Genomic DNA, 23,153 nt, shown 5'->3' on the forward strand with positions numbered 1-23,153 from the left:
CGAAGAGTATGAGGCCGGCTTGGCGTACCTTGGATTGTCTGAACATGGCGGACCGCCTTCTTGTTGTTATTCCTGAATAACCCTTGGCTTCCTTGTCTAGCGTCGGGTCGATCGCAGCGGCGTGATGGCACGCCGTTTCTGCTTGCCGCGTGTATCTGGATATACAACCAACAGTAGGGCCCGCGTCATCCCTGTTTCAGAACCCTTTGTTCTAAGATTTATCATGTCGATTCCTCATGGATTTAAGGCCACTGGCCACCCCGCTGGCACGCTCAGGCTAGACGAGTGCGCGGCAGGGGTTACCAAGGGTTACAGGGCCTACCGTTCGTCCGGACATCCTACTTGCTTGTACGGCCCTTTCGCGTCAGTCTCTACAGCAAATCCCACCCACATGTCGTTCAGGACTACCCCTATGTCGTTACGCATCTGCATCCTTGAAACCGATGTCCTGCGACCGGAGTTGATCGCGCAGTACCAGGGCTACGGAAGGATGTTCGAGCAGCTGTTCTCGCGTCAGCCGATCGCGGCCGAATTCGATGTGTACAACGTGATGAACGGCGACTATCCCCCGGACGGCAAAACCTTCGATGCGTACCTGGTGACGGGCAGCAAGGCCGACTCGTTCGGCGACGATCCGTGGATCCAGACGCTCAAGGCCTACCTGCTCAAGCTCTACGAACGTGGCGAGAAGCTGTTGGGCGTGTGTTTCGGTCACCAACTGCTGGCGCTGACCCTCGGCGGCAAGGCCGAGCGCGCCGACAAGGGCTGGGGCGTGGGGGTTCACCGCTACAGCCTGGCGGCCCATGCGCCGTGGATGGACCCGCAGGTGTCCGAGCTGACCTTGCTGATCAGCCACCAGGACCAGGTCACCGAGCTGCCCGAAGGGGCCACGGTGATCGCCTCCAGTGACTTCTGCCCGAACGCCGCCTACCACATCCGTGACCAGGTACTGTGCTTCCAGGGGCACCCGGAGTTCGTCCATGACTACTCCCGGGCATTGCTCGACGCGCGACAGGCGTCGCTGGGTAATGAAGTCTATGAGAAGGCGGTGGCCAGCCTGGCCACCGAGCACCAGGGGGATCTGGTGGGCGAGTGGATGCTGCGTTTCGTCCAGCAGTCAGGCAGCCGCGCGACCTGAGATCCGCATCGACCTCAATCGCGGGCTCGCCCGCGATTGGCGTTACAGCCAGCCCGAACGCTTGAAGCTGTAGTACAACCCCGAACAGCCCAGGGCGATCACCCCCAGCACGCCGAAGTAACCGTAGCGCCATGCCAGCTCCGGCATGTTCTCGAAGTTCATCCCGTAGATCCCGGCAACCGCCGTGGGAAACGCCAGGATCGCCGCCCAGGCCGCGAACTTGCGCTGGGTGATGCTTTGCCGTGACGACTCCAGCAGCATGCCGATCTCGATGGTCTGGCTGGCGATGTCGCGGATCCCGGACAGGTCTTCCATCTGCCGCGTGACATGGATCTGCACGTCGCGAAAGTACGGGCGCATGTTCTTGTCGATGAACGGGAAGCTCAGGCGCTGCAGTTCCTCGCTGATTTCCACCATCGGCGCCACGTAGCGGCGCAGGCGCAGGATGTCGCGGCGCAGGCTGTGCAGGCGCTGGATGTCTTCTTCCTTGAGCGAATTGCTCAGCACGCTTTGCTCCAGCTCCTCGATCTCGCCATGGATGGCCTCGCTCACCGGCTGGTAGTTCTCGGTGACGAAATCCAGCAGGGCATAGAGCACGAAGTCCTCGCCGTGCTCGAGCAGCAGCGGGCGCGCCTCGCAGCGTTGGCGCACCAGGGCGTAGGACTTCGAGTGACCGTTGCGGCAGGTGATGATGTAGCCGTTGCCGGCGAAGATATGGGTCTCGATGAACTCGAGCTTTCCCTCGTGGCGTACCGGCGAGTAGGTGACGATGAACAGCGCGTCGCCGAAGGTCTCGAGCTTTGGCCGGCTGTGTTTTTCCAGGGCGTCCTCGATGGCCAGCTCGTGCAGGCCGAACTGGCGCTGCAGGTTGGCCAGTTCCTCGGCGTTGGGCTCTTCCAGGCCGATCCAGACGAAGTGCCCGGGCTTGCGCGCCCATTCAGCGCCCTCGTCGAGGCTGATATTGGTGACCTTCCTGCCGGCGCTGTACACCGCCGATGCGACGACTCGACCCATGGTTGTCCGCTTATCCGATTGAACACGCTACACAGCTTGGGCTGTGTAGCGGCACGGGGCAAGTCCGCACGCCGATCAGGGCGCGGTGAGCTCGCTTTCCATATGGTCGATGCAATGCTGCATCTGGCTGCGGCATTGCTCGATCAGCGCGGGCAGGTCCTGCTGGGTCAGGCCCGCGGTGGCGATAGGGGCCAGCGAGCGAATCACCACGGTGCGCTGGCGCCAGCTGTTCAGGCCCAGGCGCTGGGTATAGCGGCTGACGCACACCGGCACGATCGGCACACCGGCCTCGATGGCCATGTGGAAAGCGCCTTTCTTGAACGCCAGCAACTGCTCGCCGGGGTTGCGCGTGCCTTCGGGGAAGATCCAGATCGAGGTGTCGTCGCGCAGGGTCCGGGTGGTGGTCTGCATGGCCTTGCGTGCCTGGTAGGCGTTCTTGCGGTCGATCAGCACATTGCCGCCCAGCCAGAACAGCTGGCCGAACAGCGGGATCCAGCCCAGGCTCTTCTTGCCGATGGCCACGGTGCGGCGCGGCACGACCTGGCCGAGGATGAACAGGTCATAGTTGGACTGGTGGTTGGCGATGATCACGCAGCCGGGGGGCTGGTCCCACAGCGGGCCGACCTCGGCCTTGACCTTGATGCGCATGAGCCAGGCGGCCGGCACGCTGTACAGGCGGGCGAACAGGCGGCTGTTGTCGGGGTTGAACGGGCGTAGCAGGCCGATCACCAGACCGACGACACCTACGAGCAGGAAGTGCAGCGCCAACAGGAGCATGCGAAGCATATAAAGCATGGTACGACTCACACCGGACAGTCGCGGCGCAGTGTACGGGTGTGCACTGTCAGGGGCAAACGTTGCTATGGCGAATGGGGCTTGGACCTCGTGGGAGCGGGCTTGCCCCGCGATGCGCTCGTCAGGGCGGACGCCATCGCGGGGCAAGCCCGCTCCCACAAAGTTCGTAGGGAAACGCTTGTGGGCAGGATCAGCCCAGGTGGTTCTGATCCGCCAGGATCGCTTCGTCCAGCGCCTCCAGCAGCGCCTTGCGTACCTTCAGCTTGGTGTTCTTGTGCGCCAGCATGTTCAGCTTCTTCAATTCACGGGCCGCAGCCAGGGCGGTTTCCTGCAGCTGCTCGGCGGGCACCACCTTATCGAGGAAGCCGGCTTCACGGGCGCCCTGCGGGTCGAACACCTCGGCGTTGTTCACCGAACGCTGGAACGCCGCGCGGCCCAAACGGTCGCGGGCCAGCTCGATACCGGCGTGGTGCATGGTCATGCCGATCTGCACTTCGTTCAGGCAGATCTTGAAGGGGCCTTCGACCCCGATCCGGTAATCACCCGACAGCAGCAGGAAGGCGCCCTTGGCCACGGCATTGCCGGGGCAGGCGACGATCACCGGGAACGGGTGCGACAGCAGGCGGCGGGCCAGGGTGGAACCGGCGGTGACCAGGCCGACGGCCTCCTTGGGGCCGGCGGTCATCACCTTGAGGTCGTAGCCGCCGGAAAGAATGCCCGGCTGGCCGGTGATGATCACCACCGCGCGCTCCTCGATGGCGCGATCGAGCGCGGCGTTGAAGGCTTTGATGACATCCGGGGAGATGGCGTTGACCTTGCCGTTGTTCAGGGTCAGGGTGGCGATGCCGTCTTCGGCATGGTAGGTAATCAGCTCGCTCATGGCAGAGTCCTTTGGAGGGCGTGGCGATGACGTTACCCAGCGGCACCGGCCAGGTAAAGCGCCAAGACTGACTGGTCAGTCAGCGCCGCGTCCTTGTGCCCTGTGCCACCGGGGCGGGGGCACGAGGGGCGGGAAAAGCGCTGGGCACAATGGCAGCATTGCCCTGATTGCCCCGGTTTTTCGGTCGATTGGCTTAAGCGCATGAAAATTCTGAAAAAAATGCTTGCCAAAGGAAAAGGCTTCTACTAAATTAGCGCGCCTCGACAGGCTGAATAGCTTGAAGAGAAAACGGTGAAGTGTCCGAGTGGTCGAAGGAGCACGCCTGGAAAGTGTGTATACGAGAAATCGTATCAAGGGTTCAAATCCCTTCTTCACCGCCACATTCTACGAAAAGCCCCCGAATCGAAAGGTTCGGGGGCTTTTTGTTTGTCTCGCGTTTTTGTTCAAGCCCTTATCGCGGGGCAAGTCCGCTCCCTTTGGCGTGGGAGCGGGCTTGCCCCGCGATGGCGCTGTCAGAAACTGACGGAAGCTGACAGGCGTGCCGTGCGCGGCGCCCCCTGGAACAGGTAGTTGTCGCCCAGGTAATCGCCCACGTCGCGCCAGTAGCGCTTGTCGAAGACGTTGTCCACGGTCAGGCGCAGCACGGTTTCGTAGCCGCCGATGGTCGTGCGATAACGGCTGCCGATATCGAACACGGTATAGCCGCCGACTTCGGCATCACCAGTGTGGCTGGCGTACTTGCTGGCGCTGTAGCGGGCGCCGCCGAGCAGGGCCAGGCCAGGGACGGGCAGGGCGTAGTCGGCCTGCAGCGCCGCGCGCAGGCGCGGGACGTTGATCGCCTGGTGGCCTTCGTAGGCGTCGGTGTCGCTGTTCTGCACGCGGGCGCGGATCGCCGCAGCGCTGGCCTGGATCTGCAGGTTGGAGGTCACCCAGCCGCTGGCGCCGAGTTCGAGACCGGTATTTTTTTGCTGGCCCGACTGCACGTAGGTCGGCGCCGGGGTGCCGTCGGGGCGGGCATATTGGTAGGCCTGGCGGATCTGGAACAGCGCCGCGCTGAAGCTCATGCCCTGCCAGTCGCGCTTGATGCCGACTTCGAGCTGGCGCGACAGGGTGGGGGCGAGGATTTCGAACTGGTTGCTGGCGAACCAAGGTGCCGTGCCGCCTGCTGAAAGCCCCTTCGAATAGCTGGCGTAGAGTGTGGTGTCCGGTTGAGGTTTATAGATCAACGCGGCGTTGGGCAGTAATTGGTACTGCTGGGTATGTCGCGTGGCGACACCGTTCTGGTCCCAGGTTTTCTCATCCAGGCGTACTTCCCGGGCACCGATCACCGTCTGCCAGTGTTCGTTGAATGTTATGCGGTCGCTGACGAACAGGCCGTACTGGCGGCTGTCGAGGCGGCGCTCACTATGGCCGAGCGGTTTGTCGGAAGGATCCAGCGCGGGGATGCCGGTGTAGATGTTGCCGGGGTTTAGCGGATCGAGCAGCTCGTTGAAGCTGGGGCGCTGGTCGAGCGTACGGCGCTGGGCGCTGCTGCCCAGGGTCAGTTCGTGACCTACACCGAGGGCGTCGAAGCGCCCGTCGAGCATGGCTTGGGCCTCGTCGATGCGGCGGGTGTCGTCGGGGCTGCGGAAATCATAGATGTCGTAGTCGCCGTTGCTGCCGAAGAAGGCGCCCTCGCTCGAGCCCCAGGCAAACGCACTGTAGTCATCGATCACCACCTTGCTGCGCGAAGCGCTCAAAGTGCCGTTCCAGTTGTCGTTGAACTGGTACTTGAAGCGCCCGCCCAGGTTCAGCGAGTCGTTCTGCACCGGCTTGGCCCAGGACTGCCAGGCCAGGTGGTCCTTGGGGTCGACGCTGTGGGGCAGCTGCTTGCCGCCGAGCAGTTGATAGCCCGGTACCGAGTATTGCTCACGGTGCTGGTATTCGGCGTCGAGCTCCAGGACCGCATTCGGGTTGATCTGCCAGTCGAGCGCCAGGGAGGCGAAATCCCGCTTGCCGTCAGCGTGGTCGACATAGGAACGGATGTCCTCGTGGGCCAGGTTCACCCGCAGGCCGAACTGGCGCTCGGCGCCGAACCAGCCACCCAGGTCGGTGGCCAGGTAGCGTTCGCCCTGCTCATTGGTCGAGACCGTGACCGAGCGCACGTCCTCGGCGCGCTTGGTCACGTAGTTGACCAGCCCGCCGGGCTCCGACACGCCGCTCTGCAATCCCGACAGCCCCTTCAGCAGCTCCACCTGCTGCTTGTTCTCCAGCGCCACGTTCTGTTCGCCGGCGATGGTCTGGCCGTTGATCCGGTAGCTGCTGGCGGCATTGAGCTCGAAGCCGCGCACGTTGAAGTTCTCGTAGTAGCCGATCGGCGCGTAGCTTTCGCCCACCGAGGCATCGCTTTGCAGCACCTCGCTCAGCTTGCGCACCTGGCGGTCGTCCAGCAGCTGGCGGCTGAACACGCTGACCGAGGCCGGGGTGTCGAGCAGTGGCGCACTGTGCAGGCCGCCGACCTGGGCTTCGCGTGCCTGGTAGCCGGTGTTGTCCTGAACCTCGGAGATGCGTACCGGGGCGAGGGTCACGCTGTCCTCGGCCAGGCCCTGGCCACTGTGCAGGGCCAGGCCCAGGCCGAGCAGGCCAAGGGGCAGGCGGGGGCGAAGCGGGGTCATGCAAGGCTCCTTGAAAAGTGGACGCGCCGTTATCGCTCGGCAGCTGTCGGGCAGGCAAAAGGGCGCCATGGTAGCAGGCTGCCAAGGGGGGATTCGATGTTTCAGGGGAAACGTTCGTATGGCTGATGCATGCCCTGTGGGAGCGGGCTTGCCCCGCGATTGCCTTGGTGCGTTGCATGGCACCGGCTGCGCCGGGGTTCGTGGGGCAAGCTGGCTCCTACAGATGCATCTGCCCCTGTGGGAGCCGGCTTGCCGGCAATCAGGCCTGTAATGTCAGAACGAACGAAACAGCCGTGGATTCAGGCCGCGGCCGGCCGCTGGTGCCGGCGCCAGTTGTCGTCGATCTTCGACCAGGTCTTGCCGTCGGTGATGGCCAGCAGCTTGCGGCCATCCTTGAAGGTGGCGAGGAAGGTGACTTCCTCTTCCTTGCCGCCCAGCAGCAGGCCTGCCAGCAGGCCGACCGGGCCGGCCACCAGGGCGCCGGCCACGCCCCAGCCCAGGGCGCCACCGAGGCTGCGGGTCGATTCGAGGTTGGCCAGCTTCAGGTCCTTGATCCGCGCCAGCGAAATGCGTTCGCCGGGCGAGGGGCTGCGGGGGGTCTTGAGAGTGAGCGCTCCATTGCGATACTCGCCTTCACCTTGCAAGAAATCGCCGGATTGCACCGTGAGTCTTGTCATTGCGTCGTCCTGTCAGGAAGGGGTCGTTGACCAACGCCTACTGAGCGCTCGCCACGCCGGCAAGTCAACGAGCAGGCGACGGAGGGTCGTGCGGTGGGATGTCGCGTAGTAAAGCGCCTAGACGAACGACCGCTAGCGTTCAACAAGCGAAAGTCGCATTTTCGAAAGTAAACTTCGAACCGTTGTCTATAACTGTCATGGGTCATGACTGTAACTAATGCTTATCGCTGGCGCCGTTGATCCATCGCAGTTTGCGCAAATTAGTGCGGCGCAGTTTAATTTTCGAAAACGAAAAAATGACGCCAAAAAACGCTGGACATCAAGTTTCAATGTGTGTCAGTTTTTTTGCGCCTCATAAAGGCGAGTGACAGGAAGTTCTCGCCCGGTGGGAGAACCCTGTCGGACATCAACTGCTTTTTTGTACACAAGGAAGTAATCTGCATGTCGAAAGTCAAAGAAAACGCCATTGTTTCCGCCGTTTCCGCACTGCAACCGAAGGGGCCAAGTTCGTCCTTCGGTCTGATCGACAGCTTTGCCCACCAGTACGACCGCGGCGGCGCGAACATCAATGGCAAGAAGTCCTTCACGGCCGACCAGGCCGCCGATCACATCCTGCGTGACGGCGCTTCCTGGAAAGACCTGAACAAGGACGGCACGATCAGCCTCACCTACACCTTCCTGACCAAGGCACCGGCGGACTTCTACAGCCGCGGACTGGGCACTTTCAGCCAGTTCAGCGACCTGCAGAAGCAACAAGCCAAGCTGTCCATGCAGTCCTGGGCGGACGTGGCCAAGGTCACCTTCACCGAGGCGGCATCGGGTGGCGATGGCCACATGACCTACGGCAACTTCAGCGCCAGCAACGGCGGCGCGGCATTCGCCTACCTGCCGTTCGACGGCCCGGGCTCGCACAAGGGTGAATCCTGGTACCTGATCAACAGCGGCTACCAGGTCAACATCAACCCGGGCACCGGCAACTACGGTCGTCAGACCCTGACCCACGAGATCGGTCACGTACTGGGCCTGTCCCACCCCGGCGACTACAACGCCGGCGAGGGCAACCCGACCTACAAGGACGCCGACTACGCCCAGGACACCCGTGGCTACAGCATCATGAGCTACTGGAGCGAGAGCAACAACGGGCAGAACTTCGTCAAGGGCGGCGGTCAGTACTACGCCTCGGCCCCGCTGATGGACGACATCCTGGCGATCCAGAAGCTCTACGGCGCCAACTACGCCACCCGTGCCAACGACACCACCTACGGCTTCAACTCCACCGCTGATCGCGACTTCTACTCGGCCACCTCGGCCTCGTCGAAGCTGGTGTTCTCGGTGTGGGACGGTGGCGGCAACGACACCTTCGACTTCTCCGGGTTCACCCAGAACCAGAAGATCAACCTCAACGAAGCGTCGTTCTCCGACGTCGGCGGCATGGTCGGCAACGTTTCCATCGCCAAGGGCGTGACCATCGAAAACGCCTTCGGCGGCTCGGGCAACGACCTGCTGATCGGCAATGCGCTGGCCAACGTGCTCAAGGGTGGTGCCGGCAACGACATCATCTACGGCGGTGGCGGTGCCGACCAGCTGTGGGGCGGCACCGGTTCGGACACCTTCGTGTTCGCGGCCGTCAGCGACTCCACCAAGGCGGCGCCAGATCGCATCATGGACTTCACTTCGGGCGTGGACAAGATCGACCTGTCGGCCATCTCCGCGTTCGCCGTGAACAAGCTGCCGCTGCAGTTCGTCAACGCCTTTACCGGTCATGCCGGCGAGGCGCTGCTGACCTACGACCAGGCCACCAACCTGGGCAGCCTGTCCATCGACTTCACCGGAAACAGCTCGGCTGACTTCCTGGTGACCACCGTTGGCCAGGCCGCTGTCACCGACATCGTGGTCTGATGCAACAGGGGGCGGCGCTCGCGCGTCGCCCCTTTTGCCGGTGAGGCGAAGCAATGAAAGCAATCCTGAGAACGATCGCGCTGGCCGCGATCCCCATGGTGTCGATGACCGAGGTAGTCATGGCGAGCAGCCTGTTACTCCCCAACGCCGCGCAACTGGCCGGCCGTTGGCAGCTTTACCCCGAACAGCAGCAAGCGCAGGCCTGCGACCTGCGTCTTGGCGCCACGGAAGGCGAAATCGAAGGTGATCTGGAGTGTGCCAAAGGGCTGATAGGCCTGCGCCCCGGGAGCTGGCTGGTGACCCCCGACACCCTGGCCCTGGTGGGCGGTGACGGCAGCAGCGTGGTGCATTTCAGCCGCGAAGGCGCCCAGCGCTACGCCTGGACCACCCCGGACGGCAAGCAACTGGTGCTCGAGCGCCTCGACAAATAATTCCCACCTGGAACTAAAAAGTTCCGGGCGAGCCAGGGCGAAACATGAAACTACCGAGCAAAAAGCCCGGGGCGCCTTTGTGGGCGGCACTCGGCGAACATAAGTCGACCTTGATCAGCGTGGGCTGTTTCACGGCATTGATCAACTTGCTCATGCTGGTGCCGTCGATTTATATGCTTCAAGTGTACGACCGTGTACTGAGTTCGCAGAGCACCACAACTTTGTGGGTGCTTACCCTGATGGTGGTCGGCTTCTTCGTTTATATAGGTGGGCTTGAAGCAGTCCGCAGTTTCATTGTCATCCGCGTGGGCAACCAGTTGGAGAAAAGTTTCAACTTGAAGGTCTACCGCGCCGCCTTCGAGCGCAACTTGCGCCAGCGTGACGGCGCCGCCGGGCAGGCCCTGGGTGATCTGACCCAGCTGCGCCAGTTCATCACCGGCCCCGCGCTGTTCGCCTTCTTCGATGCGCCCTGGTTCCCCATCTACCTGGCGGTGATCTTCGCCTTCAACGTCTGGCTGGGGGTGATGGCCACGGTCGGCGCGCTGCTGCTGATCGCCCTGGCGATCCTCAACGAACGCCTCACCCACGCCACCCTGGCCGAGGCCAGTGGCTTCCAGCAGCAGTCGACGCAACTGGCCGGTAGCCAGTTGCAGAGTGCCGAGAGCATCCAGGCCATGGGCATGCTCGGCGCCCTGCGCCAGCGCTGGTACACCCTGCACGGACGCTTCCTCGACCTGCAGAACAAGGCCAGCGACACCTCGGCGGTAATCACCGCCACCAGCAAGGGCCTGCGCCTGTGCCTGCAATCGCTGGTGCTGGGGCTGGGCGCACTGCTGGTGATCGAGGGCCAGATGACCCCGGGCATGATGATCGCCGGCTCCATCCTGATGGGCCGGGTGCTCGCCCCGATCGACCAGCTGATCGCGGTGTGGAAGCAGTGGAGCGGCGCGCAGCTGGCCTACCAGCGCCTGGACGTCCTGCTGCGCGAGCACCCCGAGCCGCCGACGCCGATGCCCCTGCCGGTGCCCACCGGGCAACTGGCGGTGGAGCAGGTCAGCGCCGGCCCGCCCGGGCGCAACCTGGCCACCCTGCAGCAGGTGAACTTCGCCTTGGCGCCGGGTGAGCTGCTCGGCGTGCTGGGCGCTTCCGGCTCGGGCAAGTCGACCCTGGCCAAGGTGCTGGTCGGCGTGTGGCCGACAATGAGCGGCCATGTGCGCCTCGACGGCGCCGAGCTCAGTCAGTGGGACCGCGATGCCCTGGGCCCGCACATCGGCTACCTGCCGCAGAACATCGAACTGCTGCGCGGCAGTATCGCCGAGAACATCGCCCGCTTCGGCGAGCTGGACGGCATCAAGGTGGTCGAGGCGGCCCGCCTGGCCGGCGTGCACGAACTGATCCTGCGCCTGCCCCAGGGCTATGACACGCGCCTGGGCGAGGAGGGCGTCGACCTCTCCGGTGGCCAGAAGCAGCGCATCGCCCTGGCCCGTGCCCTGTACGGCGATGCCCGGCTGATCGTGCTCGACGAACCCAACTCCAACCTCGACAGCCACGGTGAGGCCGCACTGGCCAGCGCCATCGTCCAGCTCAAGGCCCAGGGTCGCACCGTGGTCCTGGTGACCCACCGCAGCGCGGCGCTGGCCCAGGCCGACAAGCTGCTGGTAATGAACGAAGGGCGCATGCAGGGCTTCGGCCCGGCCCGTGACATCCTCCACGCCATGGGCCAGGCCCCGGCGCAACGCCCGCTGCAAGCCGGAGGTGGCGCATGAGCCAGCACACCCGTGATGCACGTTTCCATGTTCGCCTGGGGTGGTTGCTGACCCTGGTCGGTTTCGGTGGTTTCATGGCCTGGGCCAGCCTCGCCCCGCTTGACCAGGGCGTGCCGGTGCAGGGCACCGTGGTGGTATCGGGCAAGCGCAAGGCGGTGCAGTCGATGGCCGCCGGCGTGGTCAGCCGCATTCTGGTCAGCGAAGGCCAGCTGGTGCGCCAGGGCGAACCGCTGTTCCGCCTCGACCGCACCCAGGTGCAGGCCGATGTCGATGCGCTGCAGGCCCAGTACCGCATGACCCGCGCCGCCCTGGCGCGTTGGCAGAGCGAGCGCGACAACCTGGGGCAGGTGCAGTTTCCGGCAGAGTTGCTGGAGGATTCCGATGCCCGCCTTGCGCTGATTGTCGAAGGCCAGCGCCAGCTGTTCGACAGCCGCCGCCAGGCCCAGGCTCGCGAGCAGGGCGCCCTGGCTGCCAGCATCGACGGCTCCCAGGCCCAGCTGACCGGCATGCGCCGCGCGCGCAGCGACCTGCAGGCCCAGGCCGATTCGCTGCGCGAGCAGCTCGACAGCCTGCGCCCGCTGGCCGGCGACGGCTACATCCCGCGCAACCGTGTGCTCGAGTACCAGCGGCAACTGTCGCAGGTGCAGCGCGACCTGGCGCAGAACGCCGGCGAGAGCGCGCGCCTGGAGCAGGTGATCGTCGAGTCCCGGCTCAACCTGCAACAGCGCCGTGAGGAGTACCAGAAGGAAGTGCGCACGCAACTGGCCGACGCCCAGGTCAAGGCCGCGACCCTGGAGCAGCAGCTCAACTCCGCGCACTTCGAGTTGCAGCACAGCGAGATCCTGGCGCCGGCCGACGGCGTGGCGGTCAACCTCGGCGTGCACACCGAGGGCGCTGTGGTGCGGGCCGGCGACACCCTGCTGGAAATCGTGCCCCAGGGCACCGCGCTGGAGGTGGAAGGGCGCCTGCCGGTGAACCTGGTGGACAAGGTGGCGCCGCAGCTGCCGGTGGACATCCTGTTCACCGCCTTCAACCAGAACCGCACGCCACGGGTGACCGGGGAGGTGGCGCTGGTGTCGGCCGACCAGTTGATCGACGAGCGCAGCGGCCAACCGTACTACGTGCTGCGCAGCACCGTCAGCGAAGAAGCGCTGGCGCGTCTCGAAGGGTTGGCGATCCGCCCGGGCATGCCCGCCGAGCTGTTCGTGCGCACCGGCGAGCGCTCGCTGCTCAACTACCTGTTCAAACCCCTGCTCGACCGTGCAGGCACCGCCTTGACCGAACAATAAGGACCGCCAGTGAAGAAGTTCCCACTGATCGGGCTGCTGCTGGCCTGCGCCTGGCTGCCGACCGCCGCCCAGGCGGCCATGGGGCCGTTCCAGGTGTACGAGCAGGCCCTGCGCCGCGACCCGACCTACCTGGCGGCATTCAAGGCCCGCGAGGCCGGCCAGGAGTACCGGGCCATCGGCCGTGCCGGCCTGCTGCCGAACATCTCGTACAGCTACAACAAGGGGCGCAACGATTCCGAGGTGCGCTACCTCGGCGACTCACGCCGGCAGAAGGAGGACCGCAACTACAACAGCATGGGTTCGACCTTCATCCTCCAGCAGCCGCTGTTCGACTACGAAGCCTATTCGAGCTACCGCAAGGGTGTGGCCCAGGCGCTGTTCGCCGACGAAAGCTTTCGCGACCAGAGCCAGCAGTTGCTGGTGCGGGTGATGACCAGCTACACCCAGGCCCTGTTCGCCCAGGACCAGATCGCCATCAGCGTGGCCAGCAAGCAGGCCTACCGTCAGCAATTCCAGCAGAACCAGCGCCTGTTCGACGCCGGCGAAGGCACCCGCACCGACATCCTTGAGGCCCAGGCCCGCTACGAGCTGGCCGATGCCGAGGAGATCAAGGCGCGCAACGAGCAGGATGCCGCGCTGCGCGAGCTGGGGGCGCTGATCGGCGAGCCGGCGGTGCGGGTAGAAGACCTGGCGCCGCTGCGCCTGGGCTTCGCCTTGCCGGTGGTCGACCCTAGCGGCTACGAGGCCTGGCAGGAGCGGGCCCTGGCCAACAACCCGCAATTGGCCTCGTCACGCCAGGCGCTGGAAGTGGCGCGGTACGAAGTCGAGCGCAACCGTGCCGGGCACCTGCCCAAGGTCACCGCGTTCGCCACCTCGCGGCGCCAGGAGTCGGACAGCGGCAACACCTACAACCAGCGCTACGACACCAACACCGTGGGCATCGAAGTCAGCGTGCCGATCTTCGCCGGGGGCGGCGTGCTGGCCTCGACCCGCCAGGCCAGCCGGCACCTGGAGCAGGCTGAGTACGAGCTCGACGGCAACACCCGCAGCGCGCTGATCGAGCTGCGCAGGCAGTACAACGCCTGCGAGTCCGGCGCCAGCCGCCTGCGCGCCTACGAGCGGGCGCTGGTAGCGGCCGAGGCGCTGGTGGTGTCCACCCGCAAGAGCGTGCAGGGCGGCGAGCGGGTCAACCTGGACGTGCTCAACGCCGAGCAGCAGCTGGCCACCACCCGCCGCGACCTGGCCCAGGCGCGTTACGACTACCTGCTGGCGTGGATCAAGCTGCACTACCAGGCCGGGGTGCTGAGCGAGACGCAGCTGGCGCGGGTGGATGAAGCATTCATCGAGGGCAAGTCAGGCTAATCAGGCATGCGCAAGACCCTGTAGGAGCGGCCTTGTGTCGCGAAAGGGCCGCAAAGCGGCCCCGGCAATCTATGCGTCGACGCTGAGATCCTGGGGCTGCTTCGCAGCCCTTTCGCGACACAAGGCCGCTCCTATAGGGGGGATATCCCGGCGCTCAGGAGTTTACCCCGCCGGCGCTCCGCCAACCCCCACACCACCAGCGCCAGCGCCCCGATCACCAGCCCCGCTACCACGATCCCGTCCCAACCATGCACCTCGAACAGCTGCGTCCCCAGCAACGACCCCAGCGCCCCGCCGATGAAGTAGCAGGTGATATACCCGGCATTGAGCCGCGTGCGCGCTTCCGGCCGCAGCACGATCACCGCGTTCTGGTTGCTCACGTGCACCAGTTGCACCGCCAGGTCGAGCAGCAGCACTCCCACCAGCAACGCCGCCAGCGACTGCTGCGCAAAGCCCAGCGGCACCCACGACAGCAGCAGCGCCACCAGCCCCACCGTGGTCCCCAGTGGCCCCTTGCCGCGATCGGCCAGGCGCCCGGCCCAGTTGGCCGCCAGCGCGCCGACTGCCCCGGCCAGGCCGAACAGGCCGATCACCGCGTCGGAATAGTGGTAGGGCGCATTGCTCAGCAGGAACGCCAGTGGCGTCCAGAACAGCGCGAACAGGCTGAAGGCCAGCAACCCCAGCAGCGAACGCAGGCGCAGCACCGGTTCCTCGACGAACAGGCGGAACACCGAGCCGATCAGCGCCGGGTACTTGAGCCCCGCGTGGCTGTGGTGTTGTGGCAGGCTGCGGTAAAGCGCGAGGGCGCTGATCGCCATCAGCACCGCCGCCAGCACGTAGATGCTGCGCCAGCCGCCCAGTTCGGCCATGAAGCCGGCGGCGGTGCGCGCCAGCAGGATGCCCAGCAACAGCCCGCTCATCAGCGTGCCCACGGCGCGGCCGCGCTGCTCCGGGGCACTGAGGGCGGCGGCCATGGGCACCAGCACCTGGGCCACCACCGAGAACAGCCCGGTCAGCGCGGTGCCGAACAACAGCCACGGCAGGCTCGGCGCGCAGGCGCTGATCACCAGCCCGGCGGTGGCGATCAGCACCATGGTGACGATCAGCCGGCGCTGCTCGAACAGGTCGCCCAGCGGCGCCAGCAACAGCAGCCCGGCGCCGTAGCTGAGCTGGGCGGCGATGACAATGGTGCCGGCACTGGCGGTGCTCAGGCCGAACTGTTGGGCGATGCTGTGCAGCAGCGGTTGGGCGTAGTAGTTGCTGGCCACGGCCAGGCCGGTGGCGGTGGCCATCAGCAGGATCAGGGCGCGGCCGAGAGTCGGAGCGTTCATGGGCAGTCTCGTTGCAGGCAAGGTTGTGTGGCGATAAGTATCAGGAAGTGTCTGGCATGACGCCAATGTATAGTTTTCAACTTATCCATCTTGAAAGCAGATAGATCGATGAACCTCAAGCAGCTCGAATATGCCCTGGCCGTGGCCGACACCGGCAGCTTCACCCGCGCCGCCGAGCGCTGTCACGTGGTGCAGTCGGCCCTCAGCCACCAGGTGGCGCGGCTGGAGGCACAGCTGGGGGTGAGCCTGTTCGAGCGCAGTTCGCGGCGAGTGCGCCTGACCCCGGCGGGCGAGGCCTTCGTGCTCAGCGCCCGGCCGGCGGTGGCGGCAGCGCGGCGGGTGGCCGAGGATGTCGCCGCCGCCTGCGGGCAGGTGCGTGGACGCCTGTCGATCGGCGAGATCAGCTCGCTCACCGCGCTCGACCTGGTCGATCTGTTGGCGGTGTTTCATGAGCGTTATCCGGATGTGGACGTGCGCTGGTTGACCGCCAAGAGCGAGTTGCTGATGGCGGATGTCTGTGAGCGGCGCCTGGACGTGGGCTTCATCGGCCTGTGGCAGGGCGAGGCGCTGAACGGCGTGCAGCATCGCCTGCTGGCGCGGGAGGAACTGGTGGCGGTGCTGCCGCCCGGCCATCGGCTGGCGGGCAGGGCACGGCTGGCCCTGGCCGACCTGGCCGACGAGGTGCTGGTGGACTTTCCCGAGGGCACTGGGGCGCGCCGGCAGACCGACGAGGCGTTCCAGGCGGCGGGGTTGCGGCATCGGGTGCAGTTCGAGATCGGCCATATTCGCCTGGTGGAAAAGTTCGTCCAGCGCGGGATGGCGCTGGGGTTGGTGCCCGAGCGTATCGCCCGGGGTTTTCAGGGAGTGGCCACGGTGCCACTGGTGGATGCGCCGGTGCGGCATCTGTATGCGGTCTGGTCGCCGAGCCCCACGCCCGCGGCGCGGGCTTTTCTCGACGTCATGGAGCAGAGCCTCCCTTCCACCTGATGCTCCCCTGTAGGAGCGGCCTTGTGTCGCGAAAGGGCGCTCCTACAGGGGAATGGCACCTCAGGCCGCAAACCCACCATCGGCCAGCAGGCTCGCACCAGTGATGTACCCCGCTTCAGGCCCCGCCAGGTAGGCAACAAAGCTGGCGATTTCATCCGCCTGCCCGTAGCGCCCGATGGCCATCAACGGAATCAGGCTCTCGGCGAACTCGCCGCTGGCCGGGTTCATGTCGGTGTCCACCGGCCCCGGCTGCACATTGTTGACGGTGATCCCCTGCGGCCCCAGGTCCCGCGCCAGGCCCTTGGTCAGGCCGACCAGCGCCGACTTGCTCATGGCATAGGGCGCGCCGCCGGCGAACGGCATGCGCTCGGCATTGGTGCTGCCGATGTTGATGATCCGTCCACCCTTGCCCATGTGCTTGACCGCCGCCTGGGTGGCCACGAACACGCTGCGCACGTTGATCGCCAGCAGGCGGTCGAAGTCGGCCAGGTCGAACTCGGCCACCGGCGCCACCGCCAGCACGCCGGCATTGTTGACCAGGATATCGAGGCCGCCGAAGGCCTTGGCGGTGTCGGCCACGGCCTGTTGCACGGCCTGGATATCAGCGCTGTCGGCGCGCAGGGCCAGGGCCTGGCCGCCGGCGTTGTTGATTTCACCGGCCAGGGCCTCGGCGCTGGCGCTGGAACTGACATAGGTGAAGGCGACCTTGGCGCCGTCGCGAGCCAGGCGGCGGACGATGGCGGCGCCGATACCGCGTGAACCGCCCTGGACCAGGGCCACCTTGCCGGTGAGAGGAAGTGCTTGGGACATGCTGATCTCCTGCAGTGAAGCAAGGCCGGATGCCTTGGGATGGACGCAGTATCCGCGCTCGATTACCTGTTGATAAGATGGCAATCGAGTTACTCAGAATAAACCAGGAGTTGATAATGGCCGTGGTGGAATCCTTCAGCAGCCTGGAATGCTTCATCCGCAGCGCCGAAGTCGGCAGCTTTGCCGAGGCGGCCAGGCGCCTGTCGCTCACTCCGGCGGCAGTCGGCAAGAACGTCGCCCAGCTGGAAGCGCGGCTCGGCGTGCGCCTGTTCCTGCGCAGCACGCGCAAGCTGACCTTGACCGAGGCCGGGCAGCGATTTCTGGCCGAGGTGAGCGAAAGTTTTCGCACCATCCAATACGCCGTGTCTAACCTCGCCAATTGCGAAGGGCATCCGTCGGGCGTGCTGCGGGTCAGCATGGGTACGGTGTTCGGGCGCCTGTATGTGCTGCCGCTGCTGGGCGAGTTCCTGGCCCGTTATCCGGCGGTGACGGCGGACTGGCATTTCGACAACCGCCAGGTCGACCTGATCGGCCAGGGCTTCGACGCCGCCATCGGTGGTGGCTTCGAACTGCCGCCAGGGGTAGTGGCGCGCAAGCTGACCCCGGCGCACCGGGTGCTGGTCGCTTCGCCGGGTTACCTGCAACAGCACGGACCACTGAGCCGCCCTGAGCAGTTGCAGGCGTGCGCCGGCATCCTTATTCGCTCGCCGCAGACCGGCCGGGTGCGCAGTTGGCCGCTGACCAGTCGCTGGCAGGAGCAACAGCCGCTGCAACTGCCCCAGCGCCTGACCATGAGCGATTCGGACGCCGCCTGCGCGGTGGCCGAGCAAGGCCTGGGCATCGCCCTGGTCAGCCTACCTTTCGCCTTGCCCTACCTGACCGCCGGACGCCTGAGCCGGGTGTTGCCGGACTGGTACGTGGACGATGGACATATCAGCCTGTACTACGCCGAGCGCAAGCTGTTGCCGGGCAAGACCCGGGCCTTCATCGATTTCGTGGTGGAGCAGTTCGCCGAGCAGGGGCTGGCGGGGCGGTTCGATGCGTTGCAGAGCCATTGATGGCCTATCGCGGGGCTCAGGCGATATCGATGATGAACTGCACCTGCGCCACCCCAGCCACCACCAGGCTCACTTCGTCATCCACCCGCTTGCCGAGCAGTTGCTGCCCCAGCGGCGCGCGCGGCGTGATCACCGTCACCAGCCCATCTCCCTCACCAACCTTCAGTCCGGCCCCTTCCGGCCCGAGGAACAGCCGGCGCCGCTGGCCCGCTTCATCTTCCAGGGTCACCAGGCAGCCGATCTGGATCCCCCGCGCCGGGTCGTAATCGCGCAGCGCCAACTGCTGGTAGGTCAGCAACGCCTGGCGGATCTCGGCCGTGCGCCGCGCCTGCCCGGTGGCCAGGTACGACGCCTCCAGCCCCAGGGTGTCGTACTTGTTCTCGGCGATGTTCTCTTCGGCGGTGGCGGCCTCGTAGGCGGTCTGGGCGGCGCGGCGCAGCACCTCCATGTCGTGCTCGAGGGTGGCGATGATGCGTTGCAGCAGGCTGGCCTTGTCCATGGTCAGTAGCAGAACTCCAGCACGTTGGCCTGGCTCTTGTCGGTCGGCGCGGTGCGGTTCTGCTGCAGCCAGAACTGGCACTTGGGGCTGTTGAGGTTGCGCGGGTTGCCCTGGGCGGCCTCGGCGGCCTGTTGCAGTTCCTGCTTGTGCAGGATCTCCTTGTAGTGCTCGAACATCTGCGCCTGGGCGTCGGCCGGTTGTGCCGGCGCGGCGGCAGGCGCAGGCTGGACCACGGCGGGGGCGGCGGCCTCGACCAGTGGCTGCACCTGTGCCGGCCACAGGCGCAGGGCCAGCCACAGGCTCAAGGCGATGGCCACGGCGCCGAGCCACAGACCCAGGGCGACGCACAGCACCAGTTGCACGGGTCTGAGGGTGATCTTCAATTCGCGGGGGCGGGGCATGGCGGCCTCCTGGCAGGCGGGTCGGGGGTGTCATTCTCGCATGGCGCGACAGGTTTTTTCAGCGCCGCGCTTTTGCTGGCGGGCAAATATCCGCAAAATCCGCGGTCTTTTTTCGCAGGTAACGGAACGTGGCGATGAAAACCACCTGGGACATCTTCTGCACGGTCGTCGACAACTATGGCGACATCGGCGTCACCTGGCGCCTGGCGCGCCAGCTGGTGGCCGAGCACGACCTGGCGGTGCGCCTGTGGGTGGACGACCTGCAGGCCTTTGTGCGCCTGTGTCCCGAGGCAGACAGTCAGGCTCCGCAGCAGTGGCAGCAGGGCGTCGAGATACGCCACTGGCCTGGCACGTGGCAAGGTGCGCAGCCAGCCCAGGTGGTGGTGGGGGCCTTTGCCTGCCAACTGCCGGACGGCTATGTCCAGGCCATGAGCCAACAGCCTACGCCGCCCTTGTGGCTGAACCTGGACTACCTCAGTGCCGAAGACTGGGTGGAGGGTTGCCATGGCTTGCCGTCGCCCCAGGCCAATGGGCTGCGCAAGTTCTTCTTCTTCCCGGGTTTCACCGAGAACACCGGTGGGTTGCTGCGTGAAGCCACCTTGCTGCCGCGTTGCCAGGCGTTCCGGCAGACGCCCGGCGAGCGGGTGGATTTCCTCGCTGGGCTGGGCGTGCAGCCTCGGGAAGGGGCGCGGTTGATCTCGCTGTTCGCCTACGAGAACCCGCAGCTGGGCAACTGGCTCGATGTGCTGGCCGCCGATGCGCATCCCACCCATTTGCTGGTACCGCAGGGGCGCATCCTGGGTGACCTCGGCAACTGGCTGGGCGAGGCAGACCTGCCTGTGGGCGCGCTGCATCGGCGCGGGGCCTTGACCGTGCAGGTGCTGCCTTTCGTCAGCCAGGACGACTACGACCGGCTGCTGTGGAGCTGCGATTTCAACGCCGTGCGCGGCGAGGATTCCTTCGTGCGCGCGCAATGGGCTGGCGTACCGATGCTCTGGCACATCTACATCCAGGAAGAGAACGCCCACTGGGAAAAACTCGAGGCATTCCTCGCCCTTTATCGCCAAGGCCTGTCGGCCGCCGCCGGGCAGGCGCTGACCGAACTGTGGCGCGCCTGGAACATGGATCGCCCGATGGGCCAGGCCTGGCAGGCGCTGCAGCCGCACTGGGACGAAGTGCGCGAACACGCCCGCCAGTGGCAGGCCGCGCAGGCCGCTCGGCCGGACCTTGCCACGAGGCTGGTACAGTTTTACCGAAATTCGCTATGATACGCGGCCTCGATTTTTATAAATCCATCCAGATTCGGATACTTCGTAATGAAAACTGGTAAAGAGCTGAAACCCGGTACCGTACTGCGGATCGACAACGACCCGTGGCTGGTTCAGAAAGCTGAGTTCACCAAGTCGGGCCGTAACAGCGCGATCATGAAGACCAAGCTGAAGAACCTGCTGACCGGCTACAAGACCGAAACCGTATACGGTGCGGACGACAAGCTGGACGACGTGATCCTGGATCGCAAAGAAGCGACCCTGTCGTTCATCAGCGGTGACTCGTACACCTTCATGGACACCACCGACTACACCATGTACGAACTGAACGCCGAAGACATCGACGCCGTTCTGCCGTACATCGAAGAAGGCATGGAAGACGTCTGCGAAGCCGTGTTCTTCGAAGGCCGCCTGGTATCGGTAGAACTGCCGACCACCATCAGCCGCCAGGTTGTCTACACCGAGAACGCCGCACGTGGCGACACCTCGGGCAAGGTCATGAAGCCTGCCAAGCTGAAGAACGGTACCGAGATCTCGGTTGCCGACTTCATCCAGATCGACGAGTGGATCGACATCGACACTCGCGACAACAGCTTCAAGGGCCGTTCCAAGAAGTAATTCTTCTTGTGATAAGCACGAAAAACCCGGCCTCGGCCGGGTTTTTTTGTGCCTGTGAAACCGTGTCGCCTTCATCGCGGGGCAAGCCCGCTCCCACACCAGATTGCGACCAGCGTGGGAGCGGCGGTGCGCCGCTGCGACTTGCCCCGCGATGACGTCCTCAGACAGTCACATGCAACCGCACATCCACATTGCCGCGGGTGGCGTTGGAGTAAGGGCAGACCTTGTGCGCCTTCTCCACCAGCCCTTCGGCGTCGGCCTGGGCCAGGCCCGGCAGGTTGATGTGCAGGTCGATGTCCAGGCCGAAACCGCCCGGGATCTGGCCGATGCCGACCTTGGCGGTGATCGACGCATCCGCCGGCAGGGCCTTTTTCTCCTGGCCGGCGACGAACTTCAGCGCGCCGATGAAGCAGGCCGAGTAGCCGGCGGCGAACATCTGCTCGGGGTTGGTGCCGTCACCACCCGCGCCGCCCAGTTCCTTGGGGGTGCTCAGCTTGACTTCCAGCTTGCCGTCGCTGGAGCGGGATTTGCCATCACGACCACCGGTGGAAGTGGCTTCTGCGATGTACAGCGGAGTGACCTTTTGCATCTTGAGCCTCGCTTGGGTGCTGTGCGCCGTCGGCGCTGAGTGGGTATGGATTTAAATTAGCGCGCAATTATTTAGTGCGCAAGTTAAATATTCGACCATTCATCCGAACAGCCATCTCACAGCTTAGACGTCAGAGGTTTTCTTGCAGCTGCGCACGCAGGGCGAGCAGGTCGGCCTGCAGCTTGCGCAGTTGCTCGGCGCTGTGACCGCTGGCCTGCAGGATGCACTGCGGCACGCGCTGGGCCTCGGCCTGCAGGGCGCGGCCCTGGTCGGTCAGTTGCACCAGCACCACCCGTTCGTCCTCGCGGCTGCGGCTGCGCTTGAGCAGGCCTTCGCTTTCCAGGCGCTTGAGCAGCGGCGTCAGCGAGCCGGGGTCGGTGAGCAGGCGTTGGCTGATCTCGCCCACGGTCAGGCCGTCCTGTTCCCACAACACCAGCATGGCCAGGTACTGCGGGTAGGTCAGGCCCAGCGCCTGCAGCAGGGGCTTGTAGACCTTGGTCATCAGCAACGAGGTCGAGTGCAGGGCGAAGCAGACCTGGTTGTCCAGCAGCAGCGCGTCGCAGGGGGCTTGGGTGTCGGCGTTCATGCAGGTCCTTGGAATCGGTAAGGGTTAAAATCTAGCACGCCAAAGCTTGGTGCGCTCATTGCCAGCGCAGCTCGCTTCTCAGCGCCAGGTCCCAGGGCGGCACCGGGCTGAAACGGCTCTTGAGGAATTCGAGCAGCAAGCGGCTGCGAGAGTTCGTTTCATGTTCCAGGCGCAGGGCGTAGATGCCGCTGGTCTCGGGTTCCGGCAGGCCGTTGTCGCAGAACAGCGGGACCAGTTCGCCGCGCAGCAGGTAGTCGCTGATCAGCCAGGTCGGCAGGTGGGCGACGCCCAAGCCGGCCAGGGCGCCGAACAGCAGGGTCTCGGCGTTGTTGGCGGCCATGCGCATGCGCGCCGGACGGTACAGGCGGGTCTGGCCGTCGACCGCGAAGCGCCAGGCGAACGGCGGGGCCAGCCCGTCCCAGTCGAGGCCGTCGTGCCCGGGCAGCTCGCTGGGGCAGGCCGGCACCCCGCGGCTGGCCAGGTACGCGGGGCTGGCACAGGCGATGCGCACCATGTAGGCCAGGGGCGTGGCTACCAGGCGGGTGTCAGCCAGGGGGCCTGCGCGCAGCACCAGGTCCACTTCGCCCAGGTGGCTGCCGTGCAGGTCGACGAAGCTGTCGATCAGGCGCAGCTGCACGTCGAGCCCGGGGTAGGCCACCAGGAAATCGGCGATGGCCGGGGCCAGATGGCGACGACCGAAGGCGGCCGGTGCGTCGATGCGGATCAAGCCTTCCGGGGCATTGCTCAGCGACACCGCCTCGGCGCGTGCCAGGCGCAGTTCCTCGATGATGCGCCGGGCCCGCTCGGCGAAGGCGTTGCCGGCCGGCGTCGGGCGCACGGCGTGGGTGCTGCGCGAGAACAGGCGGCTGCCCACCGCGCTTTCCAGGTTGTCGATGCGCCGCGCCACGGCGGAGGGCGTCAACGGGTGGCGCCGGGCGGCGGCGGAGAAACTGCCGGTTTCCAGCACGTCGAGGAACAGGCTGAGTTGTTCAGTGAGGATATCGGGGCTCATGGCGGCTCGGTGCTTGTGCGAAATGCGCAAAGCCATTGTGCGCTGCTGTGCGTTTCCCCGCCAGCCGCGACTGGCTAGCATGCCCTCAT

Annotated in this window: 22 protein-coding genes and 1 tRNA gene; 11 read left to right on the forward strand and 12 right to left on the reverse strand. The window is 65.4% G+C overall.

What is annotated here, in order from left to right:
- The first annotated feature begins 412 nt into the window (after positions 1 to 412).
- Complete coding sequence (locus tag HU735_RS06310) at positions 413 to 1,138, forward strand: amidotransferase (RefSeq protein WP_186712834.1); 726 nt, start codon at positions 413 to 415, stop codon at positions 1,136 to 1,138.
- Between the two features lie 42 nt (positions 1,139 to 1,180).
- Here HU735_RS06310 and HU735_RS06315 read toward each other — a convergent pair whose 3' ends face one another.
- The 3 genes from HU735_RS06315 to HU735_RS06325 all read right to left on the reverse strand — a co-directional run bounded on the left by HU735_RS06315 (position 1,181) and on the right by HU735_RS06325 (position 3,827).
- Complete coding sequence (locus HU735_RS06315; RefSeq protein WP_186712835.1) at positions 1,181 to 2,152, reverse strand: magnesium and cobalt transport protein CorA; 972 nt, start codon at positions 2,150 to 2,152, stop codon at positions 1,181 to 1,183.
- 75 nt (positions 2,153 to 2,227) lie between these two features.
- Positions 2,228 to 2,947, reverse strand: coding sequence for a 1-acylglycerol-3-phosphate O-acyltransferase (locus tag HU735_RS06320; RefSeq protein ID WP_186712836.1), 720 nt, complete (start codon positions 2,945 to 2,947; stop codon positions 2,228 to 2,230).
- Positions 2,948 to 3,137: 190 nt separating this feature from the next.
- Entirely contained in the window at positions 3,138 to 3,827 is a 690-nt protein-coding gene (locus HU735_RS06325) for a crotonase/enoyl-CoA hydratase family protein (protein WP_186712837.1), read from the reverse strand.
- Between the two features lie 290 nt (positions 3,828 to 4,117).
- On the opposite strand from HU735_RS06325, the gene HU735_RS06330 reads away from it, so the two are divergent.
- Positions 4,118 to 4,207: transfer RNA gene (locus HU735_RS06330), tRNA-Ser, on the forward strand.
- Positions 4,208 to 4,339: 132 nt separating this feature from the next.
- On the opposite strand, the gene HU735_RS06335 is transcribed toward HU735_RS06330, so the two are convergent.
- Complete coding sequence (locus HU735_RS06335) at positions 4,340 to 6,481, reverse strand: TonB-dependent siderophore receptor (protein ID WP_186712838.1); 2,142 nt, start codon at positions 6,479 to 6,481, stop codon at positions 4,340 to 4,342.
- Between the two features lie 299 nt (positions 6,482 to 6,780).
- A complete protein-coding gene (locus HU735_RS06340) occupies positions 6,781 to 7,158 on the reverse strand; it encodes a hypothetical protein (RefSeq protein ID WP_186712839.1) in 378 nt (125 codons plus the stop codon).
- Positions 7,159 to 7,599: 441 nt separating this feature from the next.
- Here HU735_RS06340 and HU735_RS06345 point away from each other — a divergent pair, with 441 nt between their 5' ends.
- The 5 genes from HU735_RS06345 to HU735_RS06365 all read left to right on the forward strand — a co-directional run bounded on the left by HU735_RS06345 (position 7,600) and on the right by HU735_RS06365 (position 13,905).
- Positions 7,600 to 9,057, forward strand: coding sequence for a serralysin family metalloprotease (locus tag HU735_RS06345; RefSeq protein WP_186712840.1), 1,458 nt, complete (start codon positions 7,600 to 7,602; stop codon positions 9,055 to 9,057).
- 53 nt (positions 9,058 to 9,110) lie between these two features.
- Complete coding sequence (locus tag HU735_RS06350) at positions 9,111 to 9,488, forward strand: AprI/Inh family metalloprotease inhibitor (protein WP_186712841.1); 378 nt, start codon at positions 9,111 to 9,113, stop codon at positions 9,486 to 9,488.
- A 44-nt stretch (positions 9,489 to 9,532) separates the two neighbouring features.
- Positions 9,533 to 11,254 (forward strand): type I secretion system permease/ATPase, encoded by a 1,722-nt coding sequence (locus HU735_RS06355; protein WP_186712842.1) that lies wholly within the window; start codon positions 9,533 to 9,535, stop codon positions 11,252 to 11,254.
- Entirely contained in the window at positions 11,251 to 12,543 is a 1,293-nt protein-coding gene (locus HU735_RS06360; RefSeq protein ID WP_186712843.1) for an HlyD family type I secretion periplasmic adaptor subunit, read from the forward strand. Before HU735_RS06355 ends, HU735_RS06360 begins: the two co-directional genes overlap by 4 nt.
- Before the next feature lie 78 nt (positions 12,544 to 12,621).
- A complete protein-coding gene (locus tag HU735_RS06365) occupies positions 12,622 to 13,905 on the forward strand; it encodes a TolC family outer membrane protein (protein WP_232966193.1) in 1,284 nt (427 codons plus the stop codon).
- 131 nt (positions 13,906 to 14,036) lie between these two features.
- Here HU735_RS06365 and HU735_RS06370 read toward each other — a convergent pair whose 3' ends face one another.
- Positions 14,037 to 15,236: an MFS transporter gene (locus HU735_RS06370; RefSeq protein ID WP_186712844.1), complete on the reverse strand. Its 1,200-nt coding sequence runs from the start codon at positions 15,234 to 15,236 to the stop codon at positions 14,037 to 14,039.
- 108 nt (positions 15,237 to 15,344) lie between these two features.
- On the opposite strand from HU735_RS06370, the gene HU735_RS06375 reads away from it, so the two are divergent.
- Positions 15,345 to 16,223 carry a LysR family transcriptional regulator gene (locus HU735_RS06375; protein ID WP_186712845.1) on the forward strand — a complete coding sequence of 293 codons (879 nt, stop codon included), beginning with the start codon at positions 15,345 to 15,347 and terminating at the stop codon, positions 16,221 to 16,223.
- A gap of 60 nt (positions 16,224 to 16,283) precedes the next feature.
- Here the strand turns inward: HU735_RS06375 and HU735_RS06380 are convergent, their stop codons facing one another.
- Positions 16,284 to 17,033: a 3-oxoacyl-ACP reductase family protein gene (locus tag HU735_RS06380; RefSeq protein WP_110736651.1), complete on the reverse strand. Its 750-nt coding sequence runs from the start codon at positions 17,031 to 17,033 to the stop codon at positions 16,284 to 16,286.
- Between the two features lie 116 nt (positions 17,034 to 17,149).
- On the opposite strand from HU735_RS06380, the gene HU735_RS06385 reads away from it, so the two are divergent.
- Positions 17,150 to 18,091 (forward strand): LysR family transcriptional regulator, encoded by a 942-nt coding sequence (locus HU735_RS06385; RefSeq protein WP_186712846.1) that lies wholly within the window; start codon positions 17,150 to 17,152, stop codon positions 18,089 to 18,091.
- 16 nt (positions 18,092 to 18,107) lie between these two features.
- On the opposite strand, the gene HU735_RS06390 is transcribed toward HU735_RS06385, so the two are convergent.
- Complete coding sequence (locus tag HU735_RS06390) at positions 18,108 to 18,590, reverse strand: GreA/GreB family elongation factor (protein WP_186712847.1); 483 nt, start codon at positions 18,588 to 18,590, stop codon at positions 18,108 to 18,110.
- A gap of 2 nt (positions 18,591 to 18,592) precedes the next feature.
- The gene (locus HU735_RS06395; RefSeq protein ID WP_186712848.1) at positions 18,593 to 18,991 is read right to left on the reverse strand and encodes a hypothetical protein; all 399 of its coding nucleotides are present in this window, start codon (positions 18,989 to 18,991) and stop codon (positions 18,593 to 18,595) included.
- Between the two features lie 134 nt (positions 18,992 to 19,125).
- On the opposite strand from HU735_RS06395, the gene earP reads away from it, so the two are divergent.
- Positions 19,126 to 20,259 carry an elongation factor P maturation arginine rhamnosyltransferase EarP gene (gene earP / locus HU735_RS06400; protein ID WP_186712849.1) on the forward strand — a complete coding sequence of 378 codons (1,134 nt, stop codon included), beginning with the start codon at positions 19,126 to 19,128 and terminating at the stop codon, positions 20,257 to 20,259.
- Between the two features lie 48 nt (positions 20,260 to 20,307).
- On the forward strand, positions 20,308 to 20,877 hold the full coding sequence (gene efp / locus HU735_RS06405; RefSeq protein ID WP_028691737.1) for an elongation factor P: 570 nt from the start codon (positions 20,308 to 20,310) through the stop codon (positions 20,875 to 20,877).
- Between the two features lie 160 nt (positions 20,878 to 21,037).
- On the opposite strand, the gene HU735_RS06410 is transcribed toward efp, so the two are convergent.
- The 3 genes from HU735_RS06410 to HU735_RS06420 form a co-directional block, all read right to left on the reverse strand.
- Entirely contained in the window at positions 21,038 to 21,466 is a 429-nt protein-coding gene (locus HU735_RS06410; protein ID WP_023632623.1) for an organic hydroperoxide resistance protein, read from the reverse strand.
- A gap of 130 nt (positions 21,467 to 21,596) precedes the next feature.
- Entirely contained in the window at positions 21,597 to 22,052 is a 456-nt protein-coding gene (locus tag HU735_RS06415) for a MarR family transcriptional regulator (protein WP_028691735.1), read from the reverse strand.
- A gap of 55 nt (positions 22,053 to 22,107) precedes the next feature.
- Positions 22,108 to 23,064, reverse strand: a complete 957-nt coding sequence (locus tag HU735_RS06420) for a LysR family transcriptional regulator (protein WP_110736662.1) — start codon at positions 23,062 to 23,064, stop codon at positions 22,108 to 22,110.
- Positions 23,065 to 23,153: the final 89 nt, after the last annotated feature.

This window comes from Pseudomonas sp. BW16M2, from assembly GCF_014268865.1.
Taxonomy (GTDB): Bacteria; Pseudomonadota; Gammaproteobacteria; order Pseudomonadales; family Pseudomonadaceae; genus Aquipseudomonas; species Aquipseudomonas peradeniyensis.

What these genes read in the sequence shown, in the direction of transcription:
- HU735_RS06310 (WP_186712834.1), top strand. Translation starts at nt 413, where the DNA reads ATGTCGTTACGCATCTGCATCCTTGAAACCGATGTCCTGCGACCGGAG.
- HU735_RS06315 (WP_186712835.1), bottom strand. Translation starts at nt 2,152, where the DNA reads ATGGGTCGAGTCGTCGCATCGGCGGTGTACAGCGCCGGCAGGAAGGTC.
- HU735_RS06320 (WP_186712836.1), bottom strand. Translation starts at nt 2,947, where the DNA reads ATGCTTTATATGCTTCGCATGCTCCTGTTGGCGCTGCACTTCCTGCTC.
- HU735_RS06325 (WP_186712837.1), bottom strand. Translation starts at nt 3,827, where the DNA reads ATGAGCGAGCTGATTACCTACCATGCCGAAGACGGCATCGCCACCCTG.
- HU735_RS06335 (WP_186712838.1), bottom strand. Translation starts at nt 6,481, where the DNA reads ATGACCCCGCTTCGCCCCCGCCTGCCCCTTGGCCTGCTCGGCCTGGGC.
- HU735_RS06340 (WP_186712839.1), bottom strand. Translation starts at nt 7,158, where the DNA reads ATGACAAGACTCACGGTGCAATCCGGCGATTTCTTGCAAGGTGAAGGC.
- HU735_RS06345 (WP_186712840.1), top strand. Translation starts at nt 7,600, where the DNA reads ATGTCGAAAGTCAAAGAAAACGCCATTGTTTCCGCCGTTTCCGCACTG.
- HU735_RS06350 (WP_186712841.1), top strand. Translation starts at nt 9,111, where the DNA reads ATGAAAGCAATCCTGAGAACGATCGCGCTGGCCGCGATCCCCATGGTG.
- HU735_RS06355 (WP_186712842.1), top strand. Translation starts at nt 9,533, where the DNA reads ATGAAACTACCGAGCAAAAAGCCCGGGGCGCCTTTGTGGGCGGCACTC.
- HU735_RS06360 (WP_186712843.1), top strand. Translation starts at nt 11,251, where the DNA reads ATGAGCCAGCACACCCGTGATGCACGTTTCCATGTTCGCCTGGGGTGG.
- HU735_RS06365 (WP_232966193.1), top strand. Translation starts at nt 12,622, where the DNA reads ATGGGGCCGTTCCAGGTGTACGAGCAGGCCCTGCGCCGCGACCCGACC.
- HU735_RS06370 (WP_186712844.1), bottom strand. Translation starts at nt 15,236, where the DNA reads ATGAACGCTCCGACTCTCGGCCGCGCCCTGATCCTGCTGATGGCCACC.
- HU735_RS06375 (WP_186712845.1), top strand. Translation starts at nt 15,345, where the DNA reads ATGAACCTCAAGCAGCTCGAATATGCCCTGGCCGTGGCCGACACCGGC.
- HU735_RS06380 (WP_110736651.1), bottom strand. Translation starts at nt 17,033, where the DNA reads ATGTCCCAAGCACTTCCTCTCACCGGCAAGGTGGCCCTGGTCCAGGGC.
- HU735_RS06385 (WP_186712846.1), top strand. Translation starts at nt 17,150, where the DNA reads ATGGCCGTGGTGGAATCCTTCAGCAGCCTGGAATGCTTCATCCGCAGC.
- HU735_RS06390 (WP_186712847.1), bottom strand. Translation starts at nt 18,590, where the DNA reads ATGGACAAGGCCAGCCTGCTGCAACGCATCATCGCCACCCTCGAGCAC.
- HU735_RS06395 (WP_186712848.1), bottom strand. Translation starts at nt 18,991, where the DNA reads ATGCCCCGCCCCCGCGAATTGAAGATCACCCTCAGACCCGTGCAACTG.
- earP (WP_186712849.1), top strand. Translation starts at nt 19,126, where the DNA reads ATGAAAACCACCTGGGACATCTTCTGCACGGTCGTCGACAACTATGGC.
- efp (WP_028691737.1), top strand. Translation starts at nt 20,308, where the DNA reads ATGAAAACTGGTAAAGAGCTGAAACCCGGTACCGTACTGCGGATCGAC.
- HU735_RS06410 (WP_023632623.1), bottom strand. Translation starts at nt 21,466, where the DNA reads ATGCAAAAGGTCACTCCGCTGTACATCGCAGAAGCCACTTCCACCGGT.
- HU735_RS06415 (WP_028691735.1), bottom strand. Translation starts at nt 22,052, where the DNA reads ATGAACGCCGACACCCAAGCCCCCTGCGACGCGCTGCTGCTGGACAAC.
- HU735_RS06420 (WP_110736662.1), bottom strand. Translation starts at nt 23,064, where the DNA reads ATGAGCCCCGATATCCTCACTGAACAACTCAGCCTGTTCCTCGACGTG.